This window comes from Streptomyces sp. NPDC091272 (genome assembly GCF_044757485.1).
In the GTDB taxonomy this organism is placed as follows: Bacteria; Actinomycetota; Actinomycetes; order Streptomycetales; family Streptomycetaceae; genus Streptomyces.
The window spans coordinates 293,938-317,206 of record NZ_JBIVVC010000006.1 but is presented as its reverse complement, the minus strand read 5'-3'; the positions used below and the strand labels follow the sequence as shown (position 1 = coordinate 317,206).

General features: G+C 71.2%; 24 protein-coding genes. 13 read left to right on the top strand and 11 right to left on the bottom strand.

The features are described 5' to 3' along the window. Positions 1–61: 61 nt before the first annotated feature. Both ACIQM4_RS19490 and nirB read right to left on the bottom strand, forming a co-directional pair. Entirely contained in the window at positions 62–1,495 is a 1,434-nt protein-coding gene (locus tag ACIQM4_RS19490) for an MFS transporter (protein ID WP_401592901.1), read from the bottom strand. After that, positions 1,492–4,413 carry a nitrite reductase large subunit NirB gene (gene nirB, locus ACIQM4_RS19485; protein ID WP_401592900.1) on the bottom strand — a complete coding sequence of 974 codons (2,922 nt, stop codon included), beginning with the start codon at positions 4,411–4,413 and terminating at the stop codon, positions 1,492–1,494. The genes ACIQM4_RS19490 and nirB overlap by 4 nt, the downstream gene beginning before the upstream one ends. A gap of 209 nt (positions 4,414–4,622) precedes the next feature. Between nirB and ACIQM4_RS19480 the strand changes: the two genes are divergently transcribed. The 6 genes from ACIQM4_RS19480 (at position 4,623) to ACIQM4_RS19455 (ending at position 8,212) form a co-directional block, all read left to right on the top strand. Next, positions 4,623–5,387, top strand: coding sequence for a sirohydrochlorin chelatase (locus ACIQM4_RS19480; RefSeq protein ID WP_401592898.1), 765 nt, complete (start codon positions 4,623–4,625; stop codon positions 5,385–5,387). A gap of 138 nt (positions 5,388–5,525) precedes the next feature. Continuing rightward, on the top strand, positions 5,526–6,026 hold the full coding sequence (locus ACIQM4_RS19475) for a hypothetical protein (RefSeq protein WP_401592896.1): 501 nt from the start codon (positions 5,526–5,528) through the stop codon (positions 6,024–6,026). 203 nt (positions 6,027–6,229) lie between these two features. After that, entirely contained in the window at positions 6,230–6,703 is a 474-nt protein-coding gene (locus ACIQM4_RS19470; protein ID WP_401592894.1) for a helix-turn-helix domain-containing protein, read from the top strand. Continuing rightward, entirely contained in the window at positions 6,696–7,388 is a 693-nt protein-coding gene (locus ACIQM4_RS19465; protein WP_401592892.1) for a formylglycine-generating enzyme family protein, read from the top strand. The genes ACIQM4_RS19470 and ACIQM4_RS19465 overlap by 8 nt, the downstream gene beginning before the upstream one ends. A gap of 22 nt (positions 7,389–7,410) precedes the next feature. Continuing rightward, on the top strand, positions 7,411–7,920 hold the full coding sequence (locus ACIQM4_RS19460; RefSeq protein ID WP_401592890.1) for a group III truncated hemoglobin: 510 nt from the start codon (positions 7,411–7,413) through the stop codon (positions 7,918–7,920). A 55-nt stretch (positions 7,921–7,975) separates the two neighbouring features. Continuing rightward, positions 7,976–8,212, top strand: coding sequence for a hypothetical protein (locus ACIQM4_RS19455; protein ID WP_401592888.1), 237 nt, complete (start codon positions 7,976–7,978; stop codon positions 8,210–8,212). Between the two features lie 94 nt (positions 8,213–8,306). On the opposite strand, the gene ACIQM4_RS19450 is transcribed toward ACIQM4_RS19455, so the two are convergent. Further along, positions 8,307–8,945: an NAD(P)-dependent oxidoreductase gene (locus ACIQM4_RS19450; protein WP_401592886.1), complete on the bottom strand. Its 639-nt coding sequence runs from the start codon at positions 8,943–8,945 to the stop codon at positions 8,307–8,309. A 68-nt stretch (positions 8,946–9,013) separates the two neighbouring features. After that, on the bottom strand, positions 9,014–9,928 hold the full coding sequence (locus ACIQM4_RS19445; protein WP_401592884.1) for an EamA family transporter: 915 nt from the start codon (positions 9,926–9,928) through the stop codon (positions 9,014–9,016). A gap of 46 nt (positions 9,929–9,974) precedes the next feature. On the opposite strand from ACIQM4_RS19445, the gene ACIQM4_RS19440 reads away from it, so the two are divergent. Beyond that, positions 9,975–10,556 carry a MarR family winged helix-turn-helix transcriptional regulator gene (locus ACIQM4_RS19440; RefSeq protein WP_401592882.1) on the top strand — a complete coding sequence of 194 codons (582 nt, stop codon included), beginning with the start codon at positions 9,975–9,977 and terminating at the stop codon, positions 10,554–10,556. 50 nt (positions 10,557–10,606) lie between these two features. On the opposite strand, the gene ACIQM4_RS19435 is transcribed toward ACIQM4_RS19440, so the two are convergent. Then, the gene (locus tag ACIQM4_RS19435; RefSeq protein ID WP_401592880.1) at positions 10,607–11,383 is read right to left on the bottom strand and encodes a VOC family protein; all 777 of its coding nucleotides are present in this window, start codon (positions 11,381–11,383) and stop codon (positions 10,607–10,609) included. Positions 11,384–11,522: 139 nt separating this feature from the next. On the opposite strand from ACIQM4_RS19435, the gene ACIQM4_RS19430 reads away from it, so the two are divergent. Both ACIQM4_RS19430 and ACIQM4_RS19425 read left to right on the top strand, forming a co-directional pair. Further along, positions 11,523–11,831 (top strand): hypothetical protein, encoded by a 309-nt coding sequence (locus tag ACIQM4_RS19430; protein ID WP_401592878.1) that lies wholly within the window; start codon positions 11,523–11,525, stop codon positions 11,829–11,831. A 97-nt stretch (positions 11,832–11,928) separates the two neighbouring features. Next, positions 11,929–12,360 carry an ATP-binding protein gene (locus tag ACIQM4_RS19425; RefSeq protein WP_401592876.1) on the top strand — a complete coding sequence of 144 codons (432 nt, stop codon included), beginning with the start codon at positions 11,929–11,931 and terminating at the stop codon, positions 12,358–12,360. On the opposite strand, the gene ACIQM4_RS19420 is transcribed toward ACIQM4_RS19425, so the two are convergent. Then, complete coding sequence (locus ACIQM4_RS19420; RefSeq protein WP_401592874.1) at positions 12,311–13,294, bottom strand: DUF389 domain-containing protein; 984 nt, start codon at positions 13,292–13,294, stop codon at positions 12,311–12,313. The two genes, ACIQM4_RS19425 and ACIQM4_RS19420, sit on opposite strands and share 50 nt — an antisense overlap. 97 nt (positions 13,295–13,391) lie before the next feature. On the opposite strand from ACIQM4_RS19420, the gene ACIQM4_RS19415 reads away from it, so the two are divergent. Continuing rightward, a complete protein-coding gene (locus ACIQM4_RS19415) occupies positions 13,392–14,267 on the top strand; it encodes an alpha/beta hydrolase (protein WP_401592872.1) in 876 nt (291 codons plus the stop codon). Positions 14,268–14,639: 372 nt separating this feature from the next. On the opposite strand, the gene ACIQM4_RS19410 is transcribed toward ACIQM4_RS19415, so the two are convergent. The 3 genes from ACIQM4_RS19410 to ACIQM4_RS19400 all read right to left on the bottom strand — a co-directional run bounded on the left by ACIQM4_RS19410 (position 14,640) and on the right by ACIQM4_RS19400 (position 17,104). Beyond that, positions 14,640–14,912 (bottom strand): DUF5133 domain-containing protein, encoded by a 273-nt coding sequence (locus ACIQM4_RS19410; protein ID WP_401592870.1) that lies wholly within the window; start codon positions 14,910–14,912, stop codon positions 14,640–14,642. 243 nt (positions 14,913–15,155) lie between these two features. Next, positions 15,156–16,010, bottom strand: coding sequence for a SigB/SigF/SigG family RNA polymerase sigma factor (locus ACIQM4_RS19405; protein WP_401593189.1), 855 nt, complete (start codon positions 16,008–16,010; stop codon positions 15,156–15,158). A gap of 257 nt (positions 16,011–16,267) precedes the next feature. Beyond that, positions 16,268–17,104: an alpha/beta fold hydrolase gene (locus ACIQM4_RS19400; protein ID WP_401592868.1), complete on the bottom strand. Its 837-nt coding sequence runs from the start codon at positions 17,102–17,104 to the stop codon at positions 16,268–16,270. A gap of 362 nt (positions 17,105–17,466) precedes the next feature. On the opposite strand from ACIQM4_RS19400, the gene ACIQM4_RS19395 reads away from it, so the two are divergent. Continuing rightward, positions 17,467–19,020, top strand: coding sequence for an aldehyde dehydrogenase family protein (locus ACIQM4_RS19395; RefSeq protein WP_401592866.1), 1,554 nt, complete (start codon positions 17,467–17,469; stop codon positions 19,018–19,020). 47 nt (positions 19,021–19,067) lie between these two features. Here ACIQM4_RS19395 and ACIQM4_RS19390 read toward each other — a convergent pair whose 3' ends face one another. Both ACIQM4_RS19390 and ACIQM4_RS19385 read right to left on the bottom strand, forming a co-directional pair. Then, positions 19,068–19,913 (bottom strand): SMP-30/gluconolactonase/LRE family protein, encoded by an 846-nt coding sequence (locus ACIQM4_RS19390; RefSeq protein WP_401592864.1) that lies wholly within the window; start codon positions 19,911–19,913, stop codon positions 19,068–19,070. Continuing rightward, positions 19,910–20,689 carry an IclR family transcriptional regulator gene (locus ACIQM4_RS19385; RefSeq protein WP_401592862.1) on the bottom strand — a complete coding sequence of 260 codons (780 nt, stop codon included), beginning with the start codon at positions 20,687–20,689 and terminating at the stop codon, positions 19,910–19,912. Before ACIQM4_RS19385 ends, ACIQM4_RS19390 begins: the two co-directional genes overlap by 4 nt. 265 nt (positions 20,690–20,954) lie before the next feature. Between ACIQM4_RS19385 and ACIQM4_RS19380 the strand changes: the two genes are divergently transcribed. After that, a complete protein-coding gene (locus ACIQM4_RS19380) occupies positions 20,955–22,109 on the top strand; it encodes a mandelate racemase/muconate lactonizing enzyme family protein (RefSeq protein WP_401592860.1) in 1,155 nt (384 codons plus the stop codon). Then, a complete protein-coding gene (locus tag ACIQM4_RS19375; RefSeq protein WP_401592858.1) occupies positions 22,106–23,116 on the top strand; it encodes a zinc-binding dehydrogenase in 1,011 nt (336 codons plus the stop codon). Before ACIQM4_RS19380 ends, ACIQM4_RS19375 begins: the two co-directional genes overlap by 4 nt. The last annotated feature ends 153 nt before the right edge of the window (positions 23,117–23,269 follow it).

Here is a 23,269-nt window from a genome sequence, read left to right as displayed (position 1 = left end):
CCCGGGGTGGTCGGCACCCGGGGCCCTCCGCCATGAACTCCGTGCAGCCGGAGGAGACCCGCTAGCTCGGCGCCTCCGCCCCCTTGCGGGCGTAGAACCACCACGTCACCACGACGCAGCTCGCGTAGAAGGCGACGAAGCCCCACATCGCGCTGGTCACCGGGAAGGACCCGAAGAGGGCCGGGATGAAGAAGAAGCCGTAGGCGGCGATGGCTGCCGTGAAGCCGGTGACCGCGCCGGACTCCATCTCGGCCTGCTTCAGCGCCTGGTCGTAGGCGGGGGTGCCTTCGGCGTGACCCTTGAGGTGGGTGGTTCGGAAGATGACCGGGATCTGGCGGAAGGTCGAGCCGTTGCCGATTCCGGAGAACACGAAGGCGCAGAGGAAGCAGGCGAAGAATCCCCAGAAGCTTCCCTGGTCGCCGCCGGACGGCAGGAAGTTGATGACTCCGACGAGGGAGACTCCCATGCCGACGAAGGACAGGATGGTGACGCGGGCGCCGCCGAGCTTGTCCGCGATCCAGCCGCCCGCCCAGCGTGCGAGGGCGCCGAGGGCCGGGCCCATCCAGGCGTACGTCGCCGCCGAGTAGGCCGCGTCGATGGGCGTGAACGTGGTCTTGATGAGCAGCGGCAGCGCGGCGGCGAAGCCGATGAAGGAGCCGAAGGTTCCGACGTACAGCCAGGTCATCACCCAGTTGTGCTTGCGCTTGAAAATGATCTTCTGGCGCGAGAACGGGGTGGAGGCGACCTTGAGGTTGTTCTGGCCGAACCAGGCGACGGCGGCCAGGATCACCAGGACGGGGACCCACAGGAACGCGGCATTCTGGAGGTGGACGGGGGTGCCGTCCGCCTTGTGCTGGGCGGAGCCGATGGCGATCGTCGACCAGGTGATCACGATCGGGGTGAGCAGCTGGACCACGGAGACGCCGAGGTTGCCGAGGCCGCCGTTGATGCCGGTGGCGTTGCCCTTCTCCTTCTTCGGGAAGAAGAAGCCGATGTTGGCGAGCGAGGAGGAGAAGTTCGCGCCGCCGATGCCGCACAGCGCGGCGATGGTGACGAGGACCGCGTACGGGGTGGTCGGGTCCTGGATGGCGATGCCGAGCCAGATCAGCGGGATCACCAGCACCACGGTGGAGAGCGCGGTGAAGGTGCGCTGGCCGACCATCGGGCCGACGAAGGTGTACACGATGCGGGCGGTGCCGCCGGTGATGCCGGGAATGGCCGTGAGCCAGAACAACTGACTCTGGCTGAGCCCGAATCCGACATCGGTGAGGTTGGTGGCGGTGATCGACCACACCTGCCAGACCACGAACGCGACGAGGAGCGCGGGGACCGCGATCCACAGGTTGCGCCGGGCCACCTTGCGGCCCGTGGAGCGCCAGAAGGAGGGGTCCTCGGGGCGCCAGTCGGTGATGGTGCGGCCGGGTCGGTACTGTGCGGGGTCGGTGGCCTCGGCCACGTCGTCGCCCGTCCTTGGTGACTGTGCGAGGGAACTCATGACTGCTTCCTGTGCGTCTGGGACGTACGAGCGTGGTGCGTACGTGCGGGGTACGCACCGGAGTCGTGCGTACGCGAGGGATACGCACGGGAGTCGTACGTACGCGGGAGGTACGCACGGGAGTCGTGCGTACGCGGGCCGGCGGAGGTCAACTCGTGCACGGGGATGAACACTTCGGGATCGTCGAGGCACTGGCCCGTGCGCAGGTCGAAGACCTGCTTGTGCATCGGTGAGGTGACGACGGGACGGCCGTCCACCGTGCCCATGATTCCGTCGGCGAGCACGTCGGCGCCGGAGAAGGGGTCGCGGTTGCCGACCGCGTAGACCTCGCCCGACCCGTCCCGGAAGAGGGCCGCCGCGGCGTCCGCCTCCGGGAGGAAGGCGACCCGGCCGCGGCCCGGTTCCAGGTCCTCGGCCTCGCCGGTGTAGTCGCCGAACCGGCTGAGCTTCGCCGGGTCGGCGAGGACCGCGGCCCACTCGTCGCCGTAGGCGCGGACGTGCCGCTCCATCTGCTCCTCCAGCTCGGCGCAGATGCCGAGCGAGTCGTCGACGAGGACCTCCTTGAGGCGGTCGATGCCGCCGCCCCCGTCGGGACGCTCGATCCAGGCGGCGGTGCGCTCCAGGCGTTCGCCGGTCCTGAGGTAGTACATGAGGAACCGGTCGACGAGCCGGAAGAGTGCGGCGCTGTCGAGGTCCTGGGCGAGGAGGTCGGCGTGGCGCGGGTTGGTGCCGCCGTTGCCGCCGACGTACAGGTTCCAGCCGCCCGCGGTGGCGATGACGCCGATGTCCTTGCCGCGCGCCTCGGCACACTCGCGCAGACAGCCGGAGACGCCGCCCTTGAACTTGTGCGGGGTGCGCAGCCCCCGGTACCGCAGCTCCAGGTCGACGGCGAGCTGGATGGAGTCGCCCTGCCCGAAGCGGCAGAACCGGGCGCCCACACACGACTTGACGGCGCGCAGCGACTTTCCGTACGCCTGCCCCGACTCGAAGCCGTGCACGGCCAGCCGCCGCCAGATGTCCGGGAGCTGGTCCTTACGGGCGCCGTAGAGGCCGATCCGCTGGGCGCCGGTGATCTTGGTGTAGAGACCGTACGAGGCGGCCACCTCGCCGAGTGCGACCAGCTGGGCGGGGGTGATCTCGCCGCCGGCGACGCGTGGCACGACCGAGTAGCTGCCGTCCTTCTGGAGGTTGGCGAGATAGAGGTCGTTGGAGTCCTGGAGGGCGGCCTGTTCGCCGTCCAGGATGTGCCCGAGGCCGAGGTCGGGCCCGAGGGAGCCCAGCACGTTGGCGACGACCGGCTTGCAGACCGCGCAACCGTCCCCACCCGCGCCATGACGGTCCCTCAGCTCGCTGAACGAGCGGATGTGCTGGGTGCGTACGAGGGCGTAGACGTCGGAGCGCGTCAGTTCGGGGAAGTGCTCGCACAGGCCGCGCGGCTTCTCCACCCCGGCCGCGTCAAGTACGGCCTGGAGGGTGCCGACGCAGCCGCCGCAGCCGGTGCCCGCCTTCGTGCAGCGCTTGACACCGCCGATGTCGGTGGCGCCCTGCTCGGTGACGGCGGCCCTGACCTGGCCCTTGGTGACGTTGTGGCAGGAGCAGACGACGGCGTCGTCGGGGAGCGCGTCCGCTCCCGGGAGCTCGGCGCCGGCCGCGTTCGGTACGAGGAAGGCTTCGGCGGGGCCCGGGAGTTGACGGCCGGCATGCGGTTGCAGTGAGCCGTACGCAGCGGCGTCGCCGACCAGGATGCCGCCGAGCAGCTGTCCGTCCGGGCCGAGCAGCAACTTCTTGTAGACGCCCTCGCGTTCGTCGGAGAAGACGACGGCGACGGCTTCGTCGACGGCGCTGAAGGGGTCACCGAACGACGCGACGTCCGCACCCATCAGCTTGAGCTTGGTGGAGGTGTCCGCACCGGTGAAGACGGTGCCGCCCTCCCCCGCGAGGGCGTCCGCGACGCTCTCGGCCATCTGGTAGCCGGGCGCGACCAGCCCGTACACCCGGCCGTCGACCGTCTGCGCACACTCGCCCACGGCGTAGATGTACGGGTCCGACGTGCGGCAGTGGGCGTCGACCGCGACCCCGCCCCGGTCGCCGACAGCCAGCCCGCACTCGCGCGCCAGCCGGTCCCGGGGGCGTACGCCCGCCGAGAACACGACCACTTCCGCGTCGATGACCCGGCCGTCGGAGAGCCGCAGCCCACTGGTGACGCCGGCGTCGTCCCGTACGACCTCGGTGGCACCGACGCCCGTGTGGACGGCCACTCCCATCGCCTCGATGGTGGCACGCAGCGCTGCGGCCCCGCCGTCGTCGACCTGAAGCGGCATCAGGCGCGGTGCGAACTCGACCACATGGGTACGCAGCCCGAGGGTGCGCAGCGCACCCGCCGCCTCCAGACCGAGAAGACCGCCCCCGATGACGACCCCGTCGCGGGCCCGGTCGGCGTACGCGGTCAGGGAGTTGACGTCGTACTGGGTGCGGTAGGTGAAGCAGCCGGCCGCGTCGGCGCCGGGCACGGGCGGGACGAAGGGGTACGAACCGGTGGCGAGCACCAGCGCGTCGTAACCGATGGTGGCACCAGACGCGGTGGTGACGGTGCGGGCGGCAGGATCGATGCGCTCGGCCGGGTCGCCGAGCCGCAGGTCCACACCGTGGGACGCGAGAAAATCGGGTGAGGAGAGGGAGAGTTCGCCGGGCTCGACACCGGTGAAGAGGGAGGAGAGGTGGACGCGGTCGTAGGCCGGGACGTCCTCCTCCGCGAGGACGACCGCGTGCCAGCCGGGAGAGCCGGGGCCGGTGAGCGCGCCCCTCTCGGCGAGCGCCTCCAGCAGCCGGTGACCCACCATCCCGTGCCCAACCACCACCAGGGTCTGCGTCACGGGGGGCCGCGCCCCGGAATCCCGCTCGCTGCGCATGTGCGTCATGGACGAATCTCCGCTCCGTCACCACCGCCCGGTACCGTGCCGGACAATCTCGACGCTAGACCTGCTCGGGGGGTGTGATCGTCCGCAAACGTCCCAGGTGGGAGGGTAGGGCGGCCCTTCTCTTCCGGGACGTTCGACGGCTGCGCCACGCGGTGCGGGCCACATAGCGTGACAGGTGGACGCCCCTCTTCCCCAGGCTGGAGACACGGATGCTGGTACTCGCGGTGCACGGCAGCGCGGTCCCGGAGGCCGCCGCGACGATCGGCCGACTGGTCGACCGGCTCACGGAGAGGATCGGGGCACGTCCGTCGGTGGGCCATCTCGATGTGCAGCGGCCGACGTTGGGCGAGGTGCTGGCCGAGCACCCGGGGGCGGTGGTGGTGCCGGTGCTGCTCGGTGACGGGTACCACCGGAGGGTCGACGTACCGGCGGTGGCGCGGGCGTACGACTGCACGGTCACCGAAGGCCTCGGTGGCGCACGGGACGTGACGCTTGCGGTGCACGCGAGGCTGCGGCAGGCCGAGTCACCGCTGGGCGGGTTCGCGGACGCGATCGTGGTCGCAGGCGCGGGCTCCTCCAGGCCTGGGGGCAACGACGGCACGCTGACCGTCGTGGAGCAGCTCCACATGCTCCGGGACGTACCCGTGGTGCCCGCCTACTGTTCGGCGGCCGGGCCGACGGCGGCGGAAGCGGTACGACAGCTGCGCGCCCAGGGCCACCGCCGCATCGCGGTCGCCACCCACCTTTTGGCCCCGGGCCGGTTCACACACGCGCTGGCGGAGTGCGGGGCCTGGACGGTCTCGGCGCCGGTCGCCGACCATCCCCGTATCGCCCGGCTGGTGGCCGAGAGATACGCGAGGGGAGGGGCGCGGGGGTTGGTGGGGGCGGTGGGGCGTGCGGGGGTGGCTGGGGCGGTGGCTCCGGCGGTGGCTGCGGATCCGGCTGCGGCTGCGGCTGCGGCTGCGGCTGCGTGAGGCCGGATTCGTGGGGCCGGATTCGTGGGGCCGGATTCGTGGGGCCGGATTCGTGGGGCCGCTCGGGATGGGCTCCCGACCTAGATTCATCACTGTGAGTGATGACAGGTATGCCTTTCGGCTGCTTTTCTGGTCCACATGAACACGCAACGCAAGCTTCTCGTCCAAGCGGCGCTGATCGCCGCTCTCGCCGTCTCCGCTCCTCTCGTTACCGCCGTGCCCGCCGGCGCCGCGCCTGCCACGCCCGCCACGACCACCGCCCCCGTCCCTGCCCCCGCCCCTCTGCCGGGGGAGGCCAGGACGCCTACCGCTGAGGTCGACCACTTCTTCGGGAGCTACCGCGAGGCCGTCCTCGGCACCGGCTCCCGCTCCCCTGAGCAGGTGCGCGAGGCCCATCTCACCGCCGAACTGGACGCACGGCTCACCAGGTGGGCCGAGGAGAATCACGCCGACCCGGTGCTCCGCGCGCAGAACGTCCCCGAGGGATGGAGGGTCCGCCACCACGCCACGACGGCCACCACCGTGACGGTGATCCTCACGGAGATCTGGGGCACCGGCCCGGACACGGAGGTCTGGTACACGGTCCGTCGCTCCGACCTGAGGATCACCGACCTGACCGACGCTCCGGGTGGACGGTGATTACACGGAGACTCCCTATATTTCCCTACCATTCCCCATGATTAACTCGAACAGCTCACTGGAGGCTGAATAAGGTAAGTTACGGTAGTCCCGCTCAGCCGAACACGGCGGCGACAGAAGCGGCGACGGCAACGGCAACGGCAACGGCAACAACAGAAGCATCCGTGCTGACAGGAACGCGAAGAGGTCGGGGGGACCGCTCGGTGACGGTGCAACAGTTCTACTCGGTGGATCAGGTGGCGGGCCTGCTCGATCTGCACGTCAAGACCGTCCGGGCGTATGTGCGTGGGGGCCGGCTCAAGGCGACCAGGATCGGAAAGCAGTACAGGATCGCGCGCGAGGACCTGGAGGCGTTCACCGGAGCTCCCCTCACCCCGACGGTCCCCGCCGCACCTGCTGAAGCCCGTCGGGCCCGGCACGTCGAGGCGTCCACCATCGTGCAGATCGACGCGATCGGGCCCGCCGAGGTGTCCCGGCTGAGCAATGCGCTGATGGCGTCGGTGAGCGGGCGGCACGGCGGGCGGAGCGGGGGCGCTTTCGAGGACCGGGTGCGTGTCGAGACCGTCCACGACGAGGAGCGGGCCTCGCTCAAGATCGTGGTGCTGGGCGACCTGGCCGTCACCGCCGACCTTCTGAAGATCGTTCAGGCACTCACCTCGGAGACGCACGATGCGTGAGACCGGGCCGGCGCGCGCGGACGGCACTGCGGCCCCTGAGGTCGCACAACTGCCGGGTGGGCGGGTGGTGTTGTCGGACCGTCGCACCCGCCGCAGCTGGCCGGTGGAGATGGCGCCGTTCCGGCTCGCCACGCACCCCGTCACCCAGGGCGAGTACGCGGGGCTCACCGGGGAGCGGCCCAGCGGAGCCCCGCCCGCCGACCGGCTGCCCGTGGAATCGGTGTCCTGGCTGGACGCGGTCCGTTTTTGCAACGCGCTGTCCACCTCCGAGGGGCTGCCCGCCGCGTACCGGGTGAGCGGCGAAACCGTCGAGTGGGACAGGTCGGCCGACGGCTACCGGCTGCCGACGGAGGCCGAGTGGGAGTACGCCTGCCGTGCCGGTACGGAAGGGCCGGGGTACGGGCCGCTCGACGAGATCGCCTGGCACCGCGGCAATTCGGAAGGCGCTCCCCAGCAGGTCGGCGGCCTGCTGCCGAACGCCTGGGGGCTGTACGACATGCTCGGCAATGTGTGGGAGTGGTGCTGGGACGTCTACGACGCCGAGGTCTACGGCACGTACCGGGTGCTGCGCGGCGGCGGCTGGTTCGACGAACGGTGGAGCTGCCGGGCCTCGGTGCGGCGCCGTAGCCATCCGACCCTGCGGCTCGACGACGTCGGGTTCCGCGTCGCGCGCGGCGCTGCGTAGGCGCGGGGGTGGGTACGTGTACGTGAGGGACATTGGCGACCGCGCCGACATCGACGCACTCCTCCGCGGGTTCTACGCGTCGGCGTTCGAGGACCGGCTGATCGGCCCGTACTTCACGGAGATCGCAGGCGTCGACCTGGAGGCGCACCTCCCGCACATCGGTGACTTCTGGGAAAGCGCCCTGTTGCGCACCGCCTCGTACGGCCGCAACGCCCTCGCGCCGCACCAACGCCTGCATCGGGCGCGCCCGTTGACGGCCGAGCACTTCGGGCGCTGGCTCCAGCTGTGGCGGGCCGCCGTCGACCGGATGTACACGGGTCCGGTCGCCGAACGCGCCAAGGCGCAGGGCGAACGGGTGGCCCGAGCGATGCCGGGACGGCTGGGGGACGGTGCCGGACCCGCTCCTGACCGCGGTATCGGGTTCGTGCCGCTGGCGGCGGTGGGGCTGCGTCCGTGTTCCGGGCCGCGGCGGCCCCCAGCGGCAAACCCCGAACCGCGGCGACCGGGCCCACTCCCTCCCCCGAACTCCTAGATCACTGTCGAAAACCCTTTCCCACCAGGGCATTTCGGAGATACGCTCAGCCGTCGTGAGCACTGTTAAAGAGCACTTCAGCGTCTATCACTTCTCCCAGTCCAACCCCGAGGGCCCGGACAGCGACAACGTCCCGGCGCTCCTGCGGCGGGTCGCCGACAGCATCGACGACCTCGGAGCGGTGGAGGTCCAGGACGTGGTCGTGTTCTCGGATTTCGCCGACGACGGCGAGATCCAGTTCTCGGCGACGGTCTACTACCACCTCGCCGAGGACCCGGAGGACGAGAGGTGACGGGCGCCCGATGACCCGTGCCCGATGACCCGTGCCTGTTGACCCGCGCTCGGTGACCCGCGCCCATGGCCGACGCCCGATCAGCGCCCGTTGATCACCCTCCGATCGTGAACCGGGTGCGGTGGTGCTTGGGGGACTCCGCCTCGTCGAGGACGGCGATCGCGAAGTCCTCCATGGAGACGGCCGAGTTGCCTTCGGCGTCGACGAGCAGTTCGTCGGTGCCCAGGCGGTACGTTCCGGTGCGCACTCCTGGTTCGAAGACGGCGGGCGGGCTCAGGTAGGCCCAGTCGACGGCGGGGCCGGCGGCGCGGCACACGGCGAGCTGTTCGTCGCAGGCGAGGGCAATGGGACGTAGGGCAGCCGGGAAGTCCGGGCCCTCGACGAGGGTGAGGTCGCTGCCGGGGAGGCGGAGACTGCCTGCGCCGCCGATCAGCAGTAGCCGCACGCCGGTACGGGACAGGCCTTCCAGCAGGGCTCTGGCGGTGTTCGCAAGTTGCGCCTCCTGTCCGGGCACGGGGCGGGTGGCGCTGATCAACAGGTCCTGATCTGCACTGAGTTCGGCCACGCGGTCCGGGTCGAGGGCGTCACCCGCCCGGTGCCGGGCGGCCGGGTGCAGTGCGCTGAAGCGAGCCGGATCGCGGGTGACGGCGGTGACGTCGTGACCCCGGTCGACGGCCTCGGCGACGATACGGCTTCCTGCGGCGCCGGTGGCGCCGAAAACGGTGATGCGCATGGGGGCTTTCACTCCTGTGCTGGGGCTAATGGTGGGTCGGGCGGCCGGACTTCGACCGGCCGGAGGATTCAGCGGGTGGGAGCGGGAACGGGCGCCGGTGCTTCGGGTGCGGCCGTGGCATCCGTCCTGCGGCGCGGACGCAGTTGCGCGAGCGTGACAGCCACCAGGGCGAGCAGGGCGCCCAGCAGCTGGAGCACGGTCAGCCGCTGGCCGAGGACGAGCCAGCCGAGCAGGGTGGCGACCAAAGGGCTGAGCAGCCCGAGGAAGGTGACCTCGGTCGGGGAGAGCGCCTTGATTCCGCGGAACCACAGGGCGTACGAGAGCGCGGCGCCGACCAGTGTCAGGTAGCCGAAGCCGATGAGATTCTCCCCGGTGAGAGAGGGCGGCGGCGGGCCCTCCACGAAGAGCGCCACGGGCACCAGCAGCAGTCCGCCCGCGACGAGTTGCCACCCGGTGGTGGCGAGCAGAGGTGCCGGTGAGGTCCAGCGCTTGCTGAGGACGACACCGGTCGCCATGACGACCGCCCCGCCGAGCGCCGCGGCCACACCGGCCGGGTCGAGCCTGGCGTCGGCGCGCAGGACGAGGAGCGCGACCCCGGTGATGCCCGTCACCGCCGCGAGCAGCGTGCGGAGCGCGAGACGCTGTCCGAGCAGGGCGGCTGACAGCCCGGCCACCAGCAGGGGCTGTACCGAACCGACGGTGGCGGCGACCCCGCCCGGGAGGCGGTAGGCGGCGACGAAGAGGAGCGCGAGAAAGATGCCTATGTTGAGCGCGCCCAGGACGAGGGACTTCCACCACCAACTCCCGCTGGGAAGACGCCTGGTGAGCAGAAGCAGCAGGACCCCCGCCGGCAGCGCGCGCAGCACGGCGGCGAGCAGGGGGCGGTCGGGGGGCAGGAGTTCGGTGGTGACGAGGTAGGTGGAGCCCCAGACGGCAGGGGCGGAGGCAGTGAGCAGCACGAGACCCGTTCGATTGCTTAGCACTAAGACAACATATCTCACCGCTAAGAGATCGGCTAGGGTGCACCTCATGACAGATGCAGCAGCGGACGCCGACGCGGGCGCCACGGACAAGAAGGCGCACCCGGCCCCAGGCGCCGCCTCCCCCGCCGATCACGTGGACGTCGTGCTCGCGCAGTGGCATGAGCAGCGGCCCGAGCTGGACGTCTCACCTATGGCGGTGATCGGGCGGCTGAAACGGCTGGTGCTGCTGATCGAACCCTCGATGAAACGCACCTTCGCCGCGCACGGCCTGGACGCCGCATCCTTCGACGTCCTGGCGACACTGCGCCGTAACGGCCCCGAGCGTCACCTCACCCCCGCCGAGCTGATGCGCTCGGCCATGGTCACCTCGGGGGCGATCAGCCAGCGGCTGGACCGCCTTCAGGAACGCGGCCTGGTCACCCGCAGGCCGAGCCCGAGCGACGGCCGGGTGGTCGAGGTCGCCCTGACGGGCGAAGGGCTGGCCCTGATCGACGGGGCACTGCCCGACCACCTGGCCACCGAGGAGGGCCTGCTGGCCGCGCTCCCCCCGGCCGAACTGGCCCGGCTCGCCGACTCCCTCAAGTCACTGTTGCTCGGCCTGGGGGACGGCCGCGGCGCCGGCAGATGAGGGGAGGGAACGGTATGTGACGTCGGGGCGGCGGCCCGACCGGCATGCCGTCAGCCCGTCCGCGGGTCCGGCCTGAGCACGGCGAACGACGCGCCGAAGGGGTCCGCGAGCAAGGCCGTCCGGCCGACTTCCGGGATGTCCGTGGCGGGGAGGAGTACGGCGCCACCCTGCTCCTGCACCTTGGCGGCGACCGCGTCCGCGTCGGGCACGCCGAAGTAGGCGACCCAGCGGGTCTCCTCGCCCTCCTGGGCCGGGGCGATCCCGCCGAAGGAGGCGTCCTGCTGGTCACCGTCCGCGGTGGAGAGCACCGTGTACGTCGCGCCGGGCATCGGCATCTCCTGCCCCCGCCAACCGAACAGGCCGCGATAGAAGGTCAGCGCCGCCGCGGGGTCGGAGGTGTGGAGTTCGGCCCAGAGCAGCGTGTGGTCCTCCGAAGCCACCCCCAGGCCCTGGTGCCGGCCGGGCTGCCAGACGGCGAACTCGGCTCCGGTGGGATCGGTGAAGCAGGCCATCCGGCCCGCATCCATCACGTCGAAGGCCTCGGCCCGCACGGTTGCGCCTGCCTGTTCCACGGCCTTGGCCGTGGCGTCCGCGTCGGGCGTCCGGAAGTACACGGTCCAGGCCGAGCTCGCGCCCTCGGTGAGGGAGCCCAGGCCGGCCACCGTGCGTCCGCCCTTCTCGAAGAAGCCGTAGCCGCCTCCGTCGGGGCCGGCCGACCGGAAGTCCCAGCCGAAGACGGCGCCGTAGAAGTCGGCCGCTCCGGAGATGTCGGGACTGCCGAGGTCGAGCCAGTTGGGTGAGCCGGTGACGGTGTCGGTGGTGAGCATCTCGTTGCCCTACCTTTCGCAGGTCCGGTCGAGGCCACTGGACGACTACGTACAAATCCTAGCGGCGCCACCACACGCATGCCGCTCTCGTCGCCAGGTCGACTGGCATACGCAATTCGAACAGACGTACGCTTTCGGTATGTCTTCCGACTCCGCCTCCTTCCCCGAGGACCTCCTCGACCTCCAGCAGCAGCTCCACCAGGCCCAGGCCGACTTCCACGCCCTGGCCACCTCGCCCCCCTGGGGCGCCGAGTCCACCCCCGTCTTCACCGAGGAGGAGGTGGACCAGGTCGAGGAGCTGTGGGAGCGGATAAGGGAGCTGACCATGGCGGTCAACGAGCATCCGTACTGGACGGCGACGGGCGACGGGCGCGTGAACAACGCCCGACGGGGGCTGCGGGTCGTACGGGACGGGAGTGACGACGCCAGGGGGGCCGGAGCCGCATAGGCCTGTTCACCGTCCCTTTCGCGGGTACACGTCTCGCAGCGGACGGCAGCGGACAGTGACGTCGCGCGGAAGCCGGAGACCGAGGAGAGGGCAGGGCATGTCGATGCGTGCGGTGGGCTGGGCCAGGACGTTTCCGATGTCCGGAGGTGTACGCGAGGGCAGAAGGTGGACGGACGAGCACCTGGCGCAGCTGCCCTGGTACGAAAGCAGCCCCGACACCGTGGACGCCGTCGTCCTGGCCGTGTCCGAGTTGCTCACCAACGCGCACCTGCACGCGCGCAGTGACGCCCAGCTCGTGCTGACGTGGGACAGCCGGTGCGTGCACGTCTCCGTCCACGACGACGCCGGAGCCGCTGCCCCCACCCGGCGCGCCGAGTCCACGGCGGCCACCTCGGGGCGGGGCATCGCGATCGTCGACGCGCTCGCCGACAGCTGGGAGAGTCACGACCAGCAGCACGGCAAGGCGGTCACCGCCTGCTTCACCCCGACGACCGAGGCCACCGCCGACTACGAGAGTCCTCGGGCCTGATCACCCCGGTGGCCCGGAGCCCGTACCTGGCCCACAGGGCACGCTGTACGAAGAGTGTCAGGGTGCCCGCGATGAGCATCCCGGCGAGGTTCACGCCGAGTTGGATCAAGGAGGCGGACACCTCGTTCCAGTGGCCGAGCGGGACGGCGACCGCGAGGTTACCCGCGGCGGGGACCGTCGTGACGGAGATGAAGACGCCGACCAGGGTGGAGGACTTGCCCGCGGTCATCGAGAGGATGCCCGCGACACCCGCCAGCAGCGCCACGACGAGGGACCACCGGTCGGGGTGGATGATGAAGTCGGTCAGCGGCCGGCTGTCGAGCATGGCCGGCTGGATCCAGCCAAGCAGCCGGCCCGCCGCGGCGCAGGCCATGGTGATCAGTACGGCCACACCGAAGCCCAGGAAGAGCGTGCGGACGGCCGCGCCGACCAGACGCGGCTTGCGGCTCATCACCCCGAAACAGATCGCCGCCACCGGCCCGAACTCCGGCCCCAGCACCATCGCACCGACGATCAGAATGGGCTGGTCCAGCAGCGCGCCGATCGCCGCGATCTGTGTGGCCAGCGCAAGGAACGCGAGGAACGCCCAGGTCAAGCGGATCTCCGCAGCCGTACGGGCGACCAGCTCGTCCCACACCACGGCGTCGTCCGGGTCGCCCGGAGCGGCCTGCTCGGCCTTCTCCGCGGCCGAGGAGATGGACAGATCGAGCTGCTCGACGGTGATGCCGCCGCTGTCCTTCAGGCCGAGGGCACGCAACCCGTCGAGCACACTGTTGGCCCCTTCCCTGGCGACGTCGAACTCGACGAGGTCACCTGCCGGGTCGTGTGCGGCCCCGGTGAGCTTGAGGACGTTGACCACGGCCGGGGAGGCGACCGCGAGACGCAGCACCTCGTCCGTACGTTCGGCGGGGCTGATCACTCGTACATGCAGCATGACGCGCATTGTGCCCGCCCCCGCCACGGACGACACCGGCACCCCCGGCCCCGCAATCCGGTTGCCGGAGCGGATGTCCACTGGCAGGCTCCCGGCCATGCCTGCCACCACATCCTCCGCCTTCACCGCCCCTGACGGGACCCGCCTCGCCTACCGCGTCACCGGGGACGATGCCGAGGGCGGCACGGATGCCCCCGTCATCTGCCTTCCCGGCGGCCCCATGCAGGACTCCCGTTACCTGGGAGATCTCGGCGGGCTGTCCCGGCGTCGCCGGCTGCTCTTTCTCGACCTACGCGGAACCGGACGCTCCGGAACTCCGGCCGACCCCTCCTCGTACCGCTGCGACCGTCTTGTCGAGGACGTCGAGGCACTGCGTACGGAGCTCGGCCTGGACCGGATCGACCTGCTCGGACACTCGGCGGGCAGCAATCTCGCGGCGCTGTACGCCGCCCGCCATCCGCAGCACGTTCGCAGGCTCGCGCTGATCACTCCCAGCACCGCGGCCGTCGGCATCCCTGTCACCCCCGCCATGCGGCTCGCCGAGGCTCAGCGCCGCAAGAATGAGCCGTGGTTCCCCGAGGCGTACGCCGCTCTGGAATCACTGAACTCCGGCGCGCCGAAGCCCGGGGACGTGGCGGCGATCGCCCCCTTCTTCTGGGGTCGCTGGGACGCGGCGGCCAAAGCGCACCACGCGGCGGCGAACACGCCGGCCAACTCGGAGGCCGCGAGTCTCTTCGGGGCCGAGGGCGCTTATGCACCCGAGGCCACCCGTACGGCGCTGGCCGGGCTGGGGGCTCCCGTGTTCCTGCTGGCCGGGGAGGTCGACCTGAACAGCCCGCCGCAGTCGACGGCCGAGTACGCCTCCCTGTTCCCGGCCGCCACCCTCGTCGTACAGCCCGGGGCGGGCCACTCGCCGTGGATCGACGACCCGCGGGCATTCGTGACGGCGACGGGGGAGTTCCTGGAGAAGTAGGCGCCGGAGGGGCTCGCAGTACGGGAGTTGTTGTCCGCGGACAACAACTCCCGTCGCGAGGAGGGGCTGTACGGCACTCGACCGTGGTCGCCCGCCATTGTGTCGGCGCGTCAGCCATGGACGCCGGCCGTGCCGTCCGGGCGGGCAGTGCGTGGCGCATGCCCGTGTTGAACGGGTACTGCCCACGCGCCTGCGGGGCCGCGGATGGGTTCTCCGCCCGCGGGGCGTGCGGAGGATTGCGCGCGGAGGATTGTTCGGTTTCCCGGTCCTTCAGTCCCTCGGTCCCTTGTGACGGTCGAGGAACGGGTGTGCCGGGACCGGTTGGTTTCCGGTCCCGGCACAGTCACCGGCGATGTGGGTCCGCTCCCCGGCTCAGGCCGCCAGGTCCGTCTGGGACTGCGCCGGCACTTCCTGCGCGGAGCCTGCCGCGTCTGCCGCGCGCGTGCAGCAGGTCTGCGCCAGGAGGGCGTCCGCCGTGGCGAGGGCAGCCTCGATTCCGGAGGTCGACGTGGTCACGCACAGCGTGTACGTGACGTCGTCCAAGGCTTGCCGCGTCTGGGACGTCGGGTTCTGGGCGTGGGCGAACCGCGTCTCCGCGTAACGCGTCAGGAGTGTGCGCAGCACCTTGGGATCGGGCACCAGCATGAAAGGGCTCCCCTTCTACTTCTCGTCTTGTTGAGTTTTGTGATCTCGTGTCTCTTACGTCGTGTTACTTCGCGTACGTCGTGTCTGCCGTGTGCGTCAGGTGGTGCACGCCTACGCCTGGTACGCGTGCTCTTGGAGCGACTTCCCATCCGGCGCGGCCGCCACACCGGCTGTTTTTCGCCAGAGTGTGTCAGCCGCGACACAGAGAGTGAGAGCCCATGTGCAGGGTACGCGGAGAACCCGTCAGGAGCTCGTAAGCATCCCGATGCGGAGCTGACCGAGGATGCGGGTCAGCAGGCGGGAGACCTGCATCTGGGAGATGCCGAGAACCACGCCTATCTCCGCCTGGGTGAGCTCCTGGCCGAAGCGCATCGAGAGGATGCGGCGGTCCCGGTCGGAGAGCGCAGCCAGCAGCGGGGCCAGGGTGTGCAGGTCCTCGAAGAGTTCCATGCCCGGGTCGCAGGCGCCGAAGAAGTCGGCGTAGGAGACCGGGGACTTGGCGTTGTTGTCGTGGCCCGTCTCGGCGGGCAGGTCCAGCGAACCGGCGGTGTAGCCGTTGGCTGCGACCAGCCCGTCGGTGACCTCGGCCTCGGTCAGTTCGAGGAGTTCGGCCAGCTCGGCGACTGTGGGGTCACGGTCCAGGACGGTGGCGAGCTGCTCCTTGGCCTTGGCCAGTTCCGTACGGAGTTCCTGGAGCCGGCGCGGTACGTGCACGGCCCAGGTGGTGTCGCGGAAGAAGCGCTTGATCTCGCCGGTGATGTACGGGATGGCGAAGGAGGTGAACTCCACCTCGCGGGTGAGGTCGAACCGGTCGATGGCCTTGATCAGCCCGATCGTGCCCACCTGGACGATGTCCTCCAGGTCCCCGCTGCCCCGGTTGCGGAAGCGGCGGGCGGCGAACTTCACCAGCGACAGGTTCATCTCGATGAGGGTGTTGCGCGCGTACGCGTACTCGTGCGTGCCCTCCTCCAGCTCCTGCAACCGGTCGAGAAAGAGTTTGGAGAGCTGGCGGGCGTCCTTGGGAGCGACTGCCGAGGGGTGCGCGATGCGGGGCAGCTCGGCGCTCTCGCCCTGCGGCGGGGGACCTTGCGCCAGCAGGCTCTGCGCGCCGGTGCCGGCCTGTTCCACCACGGTTGCGCTTGCGGGGGCTGACAGCGTCACAGTTCCTCCTCGGGTCACGGTCGTCTCCCAACCGAGCCTTGCCCACGAACGCTTGTTCACTCTCCGCGGACACGAACTTTCTTCCGTGAGCCGGTTCGGGGGCCGGTTCGGGAGCCGGTTCGGGGTTCGGTTGGCTGTTCAGGAGCCGATTCGGGGACCGGTTCTGGCTGTTCAGGCTTCCGCCGGAGGACCGCTCAGACTTCCGCCATCCGCAGAAACTCCAGCAGCGCCTCGTTGAAGCGTGCGGGCTGCTCGGCGGACGGGAGGTGGCCCGCGTTCTCAATGACCGTCAGGACGGCGTGCGGCACGAGGCCCTGGATCTCCTCGGCTGCGGGGAGCGGGGTGAAGACGTCGTCCGCGCCGACCACGACAAGGACGGGCACCGTGACCGCGGGGAGGCTGTCGCGGTAGTCGGGGCGCTCCGCCCTGCCGCGCAGTGCGGCGGCCGCGCCTCGGGGGTCGGTGGTACACATCATGGTCAGCACCTGCTCGGCCAGGACCGGCTGGGAGGTGACGTTGTACGGGGCGAGCATCTTGTCGATGACCTCGTCCGCGTATCCGGCCATACCCTCCGCGAGCAGCCGGTCGGCGAGGCGGTTGCGTACGTCCTTGCCCTCGGCGGTCTCGGCGGGGGCCGAGGTGTCGGAGAGCACCAGGGCCCGGACGCGCTGCGGGTGGCGGCGGTGGAACTCCATCGCGATCTGTCCGCCCATGGAGACCCCGCCGATCACCGCGCCGGGAACACCGAGGGGGTCAAGGAGGGCGGCGAGGTCGTCCGCGAAGTCGGAGAGGTAGACCGCCCGGGTGCCGGCGATCACCTCGCTGTCCCCGTAACCGCGCAGGTCCGGGGTGATCACCCGGTACCCGGCGGCGGTCAACTCCGCGACCTGTGGGGCCCAGAGGGAGCGGTTGAAGGGGTGCCCGTGGACGAGCAGGACCGGTATGCCGGTGCCGGGGCCTTGATCGTCGAAGTGGAGGGCGGCCCCGTTGACCCGGATGGGGTTCTCGCTGCGGAGATCGTTGCTGCTCATGGGGCCACCCTAGAAGAACAGTTCGACGTTCCACCCTCACGAGGCCCCCGAGGCGTCCCGTCGTCACCAAGCCCATCGGCGCCACCGCCACCGCCCTCCCCACCCCATCGCCATCGCCACCGCCATCGCCACCGCCATCGCCATCGCCATCGCCATCGCCATCGCCATCGCCATCGCGGAAGGCTGCCCGGTGGCCCGCCGTACCCGTGCCTCTTCCGGTTCCTCGCACCGGTCAGGGGCACGCTCCCCCGCCCTTGACCGCCCTTCTCGGCCATGCTTAACCTGCCGCCACCACCCCAATATCCGAGATGGAGAACGCAGTTCGATATTTCGGACACCCCTCGTGCACAGGAGAGGCCACCGTGTCAGCAATACCCCCAGTGCCCGCGCCGAGCCCCGTGTGGAGCGTCGACCCCCGGACCGGCGAGCGGCGCGAGCAGGTCGGGGCGGAGGCCACACCCGAGGTCGTCGACTCGGCCGTCCTGGCCGCGCACGCCGCACGCGGCGCACTCGCGGACCGGGCCGTCCGGTCGGCCTTCCTGCGTTCCGCCGCCGACCAGCTGGAGGCCGGGCGCGACGAGTTCGTCGCGGCGGCCGACGCCGAGACCGCTCTCGGTACCGCCCGGCTCACCGGTGAACTGGCCCGTACCTGCTACCAGTTGCGGTCCTTCGCCGGCAGCGTCGACGAGGGCTCGTTCCTCGACGTCATCATCAGCCACCCGGACTCCTCCGCGACACCGCCCGTCCCCGACCTGCGCCGCTACAAGATCCCGCTCGGCGTGGTCGCCGTCTACTCCGCCTCCAACTTCCCGTTCGCCTTCTCGGTCGCGGGCGGCGACACCGCGAGCGCGCTGGCCGCCGGCTGCCCGGTCGTGGTCAAGGCCCATCCCGACCACCCCGCCACCTCCGAACTCGTCGCCGCAGCCGTGCGCAGGGCCGCCGCCGAGCACGGGATCCCGGCGGGGGTTCTCGGTCTCGTGCACGGCTTCGAGGCCGGTGTCAGCCTGGTCGAGCACCCGCTGATCGCCGCCGCCGGTTTCACGGGTTCGGTACGGGGCGGGCGCGCGCTCTTCGACGCCGCGGCAGCCCGTCCGACGCCCATCCCCTTCCACGGCGAACTCGGCTCGCTCAACCCCGTGTGGATCACGGAGGCCGCCGCGGCCGAACGCGCCGAGGAGATCGGCGCGGGTCTCGCCGGGTCGATGACGATGGGTGTGGGGCAGTTCTGCGTGAAGCCGGGGCTGGTCCTCGCCCCGGCGGGCCCGGCGGGCGATCAGCTCCTCAAGTCGCTCGGCCGCTCCCTCGCGGACACCGGCGCCGGTGTCATGCTCGACCACCGGATGCGCGACAACTTCGTCACGGGCGTCGCCGAACGCGCGGATCTCCCCCACGTGGAGGCCCCCGTGACCCCGGGCCCCGGCGCCGACAACCATACGGTCGCCCCGGGCTTCCTTACCGTGCCCGCCGCCGAACTCGTCCAGGACCAGGGCCCCCACGCGCTGCTGCTGGAGGAGTGCTTCGGGCCCGTCACCGTGGTCGCCCGGTACGCCGACGCCGCCGAGGCCGAAGCCCTCCTGGCCCGTCTCCCCGGCAACCTCACCGCCACCCTGCACGTCTCCGGCGCACAGGCGGCGGGCGCGGACGGCGGCGCCGAACTGCTTGCCCGCCTCACCCCGCTGGCCGGCCGCGTCCTGGTCAACGCCTGGCCCACCGGTGTCGCGGTCGCCCCCGCCCAGCACCACGGCGGCCCCTACCCGGCCACCACCTCCACCTCCACCTCGGTCGGCACCACCGCGGCCGAACGCTGGCTGCGCCCGGTCTCGTACCAGAGCACCCCCGACGCCCTGCTGCCGCCCGAACTCCGCGAGGACAACCCGCTGGGCCTGCCACGCGTGGTGGACGGCCGCCGGGAGTGAGGACGGCGAGCGCCGCGTAGGGGCATTGGCCCGGCAATCCGGTGCCCCTACCCCCCGAAGGCCGGGGCCGGCAGCCCCTGTCCCGCGTCCGGCACCACCAGCAGGGAGCCGGCCTGCGGGTGCGGGCGGGCCAGGCCGGTGCGGGCCGTGGTGATGTAGAGGTCGCGCAGACCCGGACCGCCGAAGGCACAGGCCGTGGGGCGGGGGACGGGCAGGCGCACCGTACGGTCGAGGTGGCCCGTCGGGGTGTACCGGCGGATCTGGCCGCCGTCCCAGAGCGCGACCCACACACAGCCGTCCGCGTCGACGGTGAGGCCGTCGGGAAAGCCCGCGCCCGGTTCGATCTCGACGAAGGGAGTTCTGGCGACGGGGAGTCCGCCGGAGATGTCGAGGACGTCGACGCGCCGGGTGGGGCTGTCGGCGTAGTACGCGCGGCGGCCGTCCGGTCTCCAGCCGATGCCGTTGCTGACGCTCACCGCGTCGAGGAGCACGGTGGCCGCGCCGGTACCGGGGTCGATCCGTACGAGATGGCCGCCACCGGGCGCCTCGTCGTAGCGCATGGTGCCGGCCCAGAGTGAGCCGTCGGGGGCGACCGCCGCGTCGTTGCCACGCCGGCCCGGCACCGGGTCGTGGTGCAGCCAGCGGAAGCTCCCGTCCGGCGCGTACCTGCCGACGCCGTCGCGGAGGTTGACGATCAGCGCGCCGTCGCGTCCCGGCTTCGCGGCGCCGACGTGCTGCTCCGTCGCCATGACGGTGCGGCGGCCCGAGCCGGGTGCGTAGGTGTGGACGCGGGAGCCGAGGATGTCCACCCAGATCAGCCGGCCGGCCGCCGGGTCCCAGGTGGGGCCCTCGCCGAGTGCGGCCCGTTCCGCCACGGCCTGCTCGGCCCTCATGCGAACCGCCCTTCCCCCCGGTGACCCAGCCGCAGCGACAGGTCCGCGGCGCCCTTCGCGGCCAGGGCGGCGAGTTCCGTCTCCCGCTCCTCGGTCCAGCGGGTCATCGGGACCGACACCGACAGGGCCGCGACCACCTGGCCGGTCCGGTCGAGCACCGGGGCGGCGACACAGCTGACGTCGGGGTTGGACTCGCGGTGCTCGGTGGCCAGGCCGCGCGTCCTGACAGCGGCCAGGGCCCGGTGCAGGGCCTCGGGGTCGGTGATGCTGTGCGGGGTCATGCCGGAGAGGACGCGGCCGTCGATGCGGGCGCGCAACTCCTCCTCCGGCAGCGAGGCGAGCAGCATCTTGCCCACCGAGGTGCAGTGCGCGGGCAGCCTGCGTCCTGCGGCGGAAACCATGCGCACGGCGTGCGTGGAGTCGACCTTGGCGATGTATATGACGTCGGCGTCCTCAAGGACGGCGACGTGGACGGTCTCGTCGCAGGTCTCGGCCACTTCACGGGCCACCTCCTGGCCCTCCGCCGCGAGGTCGAGCTGCTCGGCGTACCGGCTGCCCAACTGGTGGTTACGGACGCCCAGTCGGTACCGGCCGGGCTGCTCCGGCACGGTCACCAGGTAGTTGCGGGCGGTGAGCGTGGTGACGAGTTCGTGCACGGTGGTGCGCGGCAGCCCGAGCCTGCGGGTGATGTCGGGGGCGGACAGCGTGCCGTCGCCCTCCAGGAAAAGTTCGAGAATGTCCAGTGCCCTGGTCACTGCGGGGACGTGGCGTCCCATGGCCGCCCACCAACTCTCTGCGTGTCGGATGCCCGAGGGCACGGATCCCATTGCGCTGTTCGAGATTCCGGTCAACGGCCGGTACCACGAACACAAGTTAGCCGCAGACCAGTTCACCCGGCAATCCTGTGAATCGAACCGACCCGTGCAGGAACCATTGACACCCCGCTGACCTGCTGGCTACGGTCACGCCACCATTTCGAACGTGTGACGAAATATCGAACGAGCACGAAGAGCGCCATCCGGCTCAAGAGGAGCAACTGCCGTGCGCATCACGGGAATCACCACCCATGTCGTGGGTACCCCCTGGCGGAATCTGACCTACGTCCTCGTCCACACCGACGAGGGCCTCACCGGCGTCGGCGAGACCCGCATGCTGGGCCATACCGACGCACTGACCGGTTACCTCAACGAGGCCGCGGTCAACCACGTCGTCGGCTCCGACCCGTTCGCCGTCGAGGACCTGGTCCGGCGGATGAAGTTCGGCGACTACGGCCGGGCCGGCGAGATCGTCATGTCCGGCATCGCGGTCGTCGAGATGGCCTGCTGGGACATCAAGGGAAAGGCGCTCGGCGTCCCGGTCTGGCAGCTGCTCGGCGGAAAGGTCACCGACCGCGTCAAGGCGTACGCCAACGGCTGGTACACCACCGAGCGCACCCCCGAGGCCTACCACAAGGCAGCCCGCAAGGTCATGGAGCGCGGCTACCGTGCCCTGAAGATCGACCCGTTCGGGACCGGGCACCTGGAACTCGACGCCGAGCAGAGCCGGTACGCGGTCTCGCTGATCGAGGCGGTGCGGGACGCGATCGGCCCCGACGCCGAGCTGATGCTGGAGATGCACGGCCGGTTCAGCCCCTCCACCGCGGTACGGCTCGCCAATGAGCTGGCCCCGTTCAAGCCCGCCTGGCTGGAGGAGCCGGTGCCGCCGGAGAACCTGAAGGCCCTGGCGAAGGTCGCCGGCAAGGTGGACATGCCGATCGCGACGGGTGAGCGGATCCACGACCGCATCGAGTTCCGCGAGCTCTTCGAGTCGCAGGCCGCCGACATCATCCAGCCGGACCTGGGCCACATCGGCGGCATCCTGGAGACCCGCAAGCTCGCCGCGACCGCCGAGACGCACTACATGCTGGTCGCCCCGCACAACGTCGGCGGTTCGGTGCTCACCGCCGCCTCCCTGCAACTCGCGGCGTGCACACCGAACTTCAAGATCCTGGAACACTTCAACGACTTCGCGGACGCCGACATCAAGCAGGTCGTCAAGGGCGCCCCGCAGGTCGACCCGGAGACCGGCTGCTTCGAGATCTCGCACGCGCCGGGGCTCGGCGTCGAGCTGGACGTGGCGGCCGCGGCCGAGTTCCCCCAGCAGCAGGCCAGGTTCGACCTGTGGGCCGAGGGCTGGGAGAAGAGGGCTCCCAAGTGAGCCGCTCGCTCCTCGTCGACGCGCCCGGCAGCCACCGGCTCCTCGACGCCGAGCCGGCCGCCCCCGGCCCGGGTGAGGTCCTGGTCAGGGTGGCCGCCGCGGGGATCTGCATGAGCGACCGCGAGGTGTACGACGGCCGGCGCGACCCGGGTTTCGTCCGCTATCCCCTCGTCCCGGGCCACGAGTGGTCCGGGACCGTCGAGGCGGTCGGCGTCGGCGTGGACCCCGGGCTGGTCGGCCGCAGGACCGTCGCCGAGGGGTTCAGGGCGTGCGGCACCTGCGAGCGGTGCCGGTGCGGCGAGACCAGTCTGTGCTCGGGCGGGTACGCGGAGACCGGGTTCACCGAGCCGGGCGCCTTCGCGGACCATCTCCTGGTGCCGGCCCGGTTGTTGCACCTCCTCGCGGACGACGCGGACCTGCGCGCCGCCGCCCTCCTGGAACCCGCGGCCGTGATCGCCGCAGCGGTACGGGCCGGGCGCCCGAGCCCCGGTGAGCGGGTCGCGGTGGTCGGCGCGGGCACCCTGGGACTGCTCGCCGTACAGCTGCTCGCCGCGTCCTCGCCGGCGGAGCTGACGGTGATCGACCCACGGGCCTCGCGTGGTGAGCAGGCGCAGCAGTTCGGCGCCGTGCAGGCGCTGACGCCCGCCGACGCGGAGTCGGCGCACGGGCACTTCGACCTGGTGGTGGAGACGGCGGGCGCACCGAGCACCGCCGCCTCCTCGTGCCTGCTGGCCCGTCGCGGCGGGCGGGTCGTCCTCACCGGAATGTTCACACCCGGCGCGGCGGGCATCGATCCCGTTCATCTCTCGCTCAGCCAGCTGGAGATCCGCAGCGTCTTCGGGGCACCGTCCGCCGCCTGGTCTGACGCGGTCCGGGCGTTCGGACTCGGGCTGCTCGACCCGGCGCCGCTGATCACTCACGAGTTCCCCCTGGAGCGGTTCGCCGAGGCGATCGCGCTGGTGGGCGGAGGCGACCCGAAGACGGGGAAAGTGCTGCTGCGCCCGTAGTTCCCGGGGCGGGACGGGCCGGTGCGTGGGGGCCTGGGTGAAGCCCGGCCGGGACGGAGCAGCCCCGGCCCACCCCGCACACCCGTCTCCCGCACTCCCACCTCCCCGTACACCCGTCTCCCCGCACACCCGCCGCACCGCACCGTCCGACAT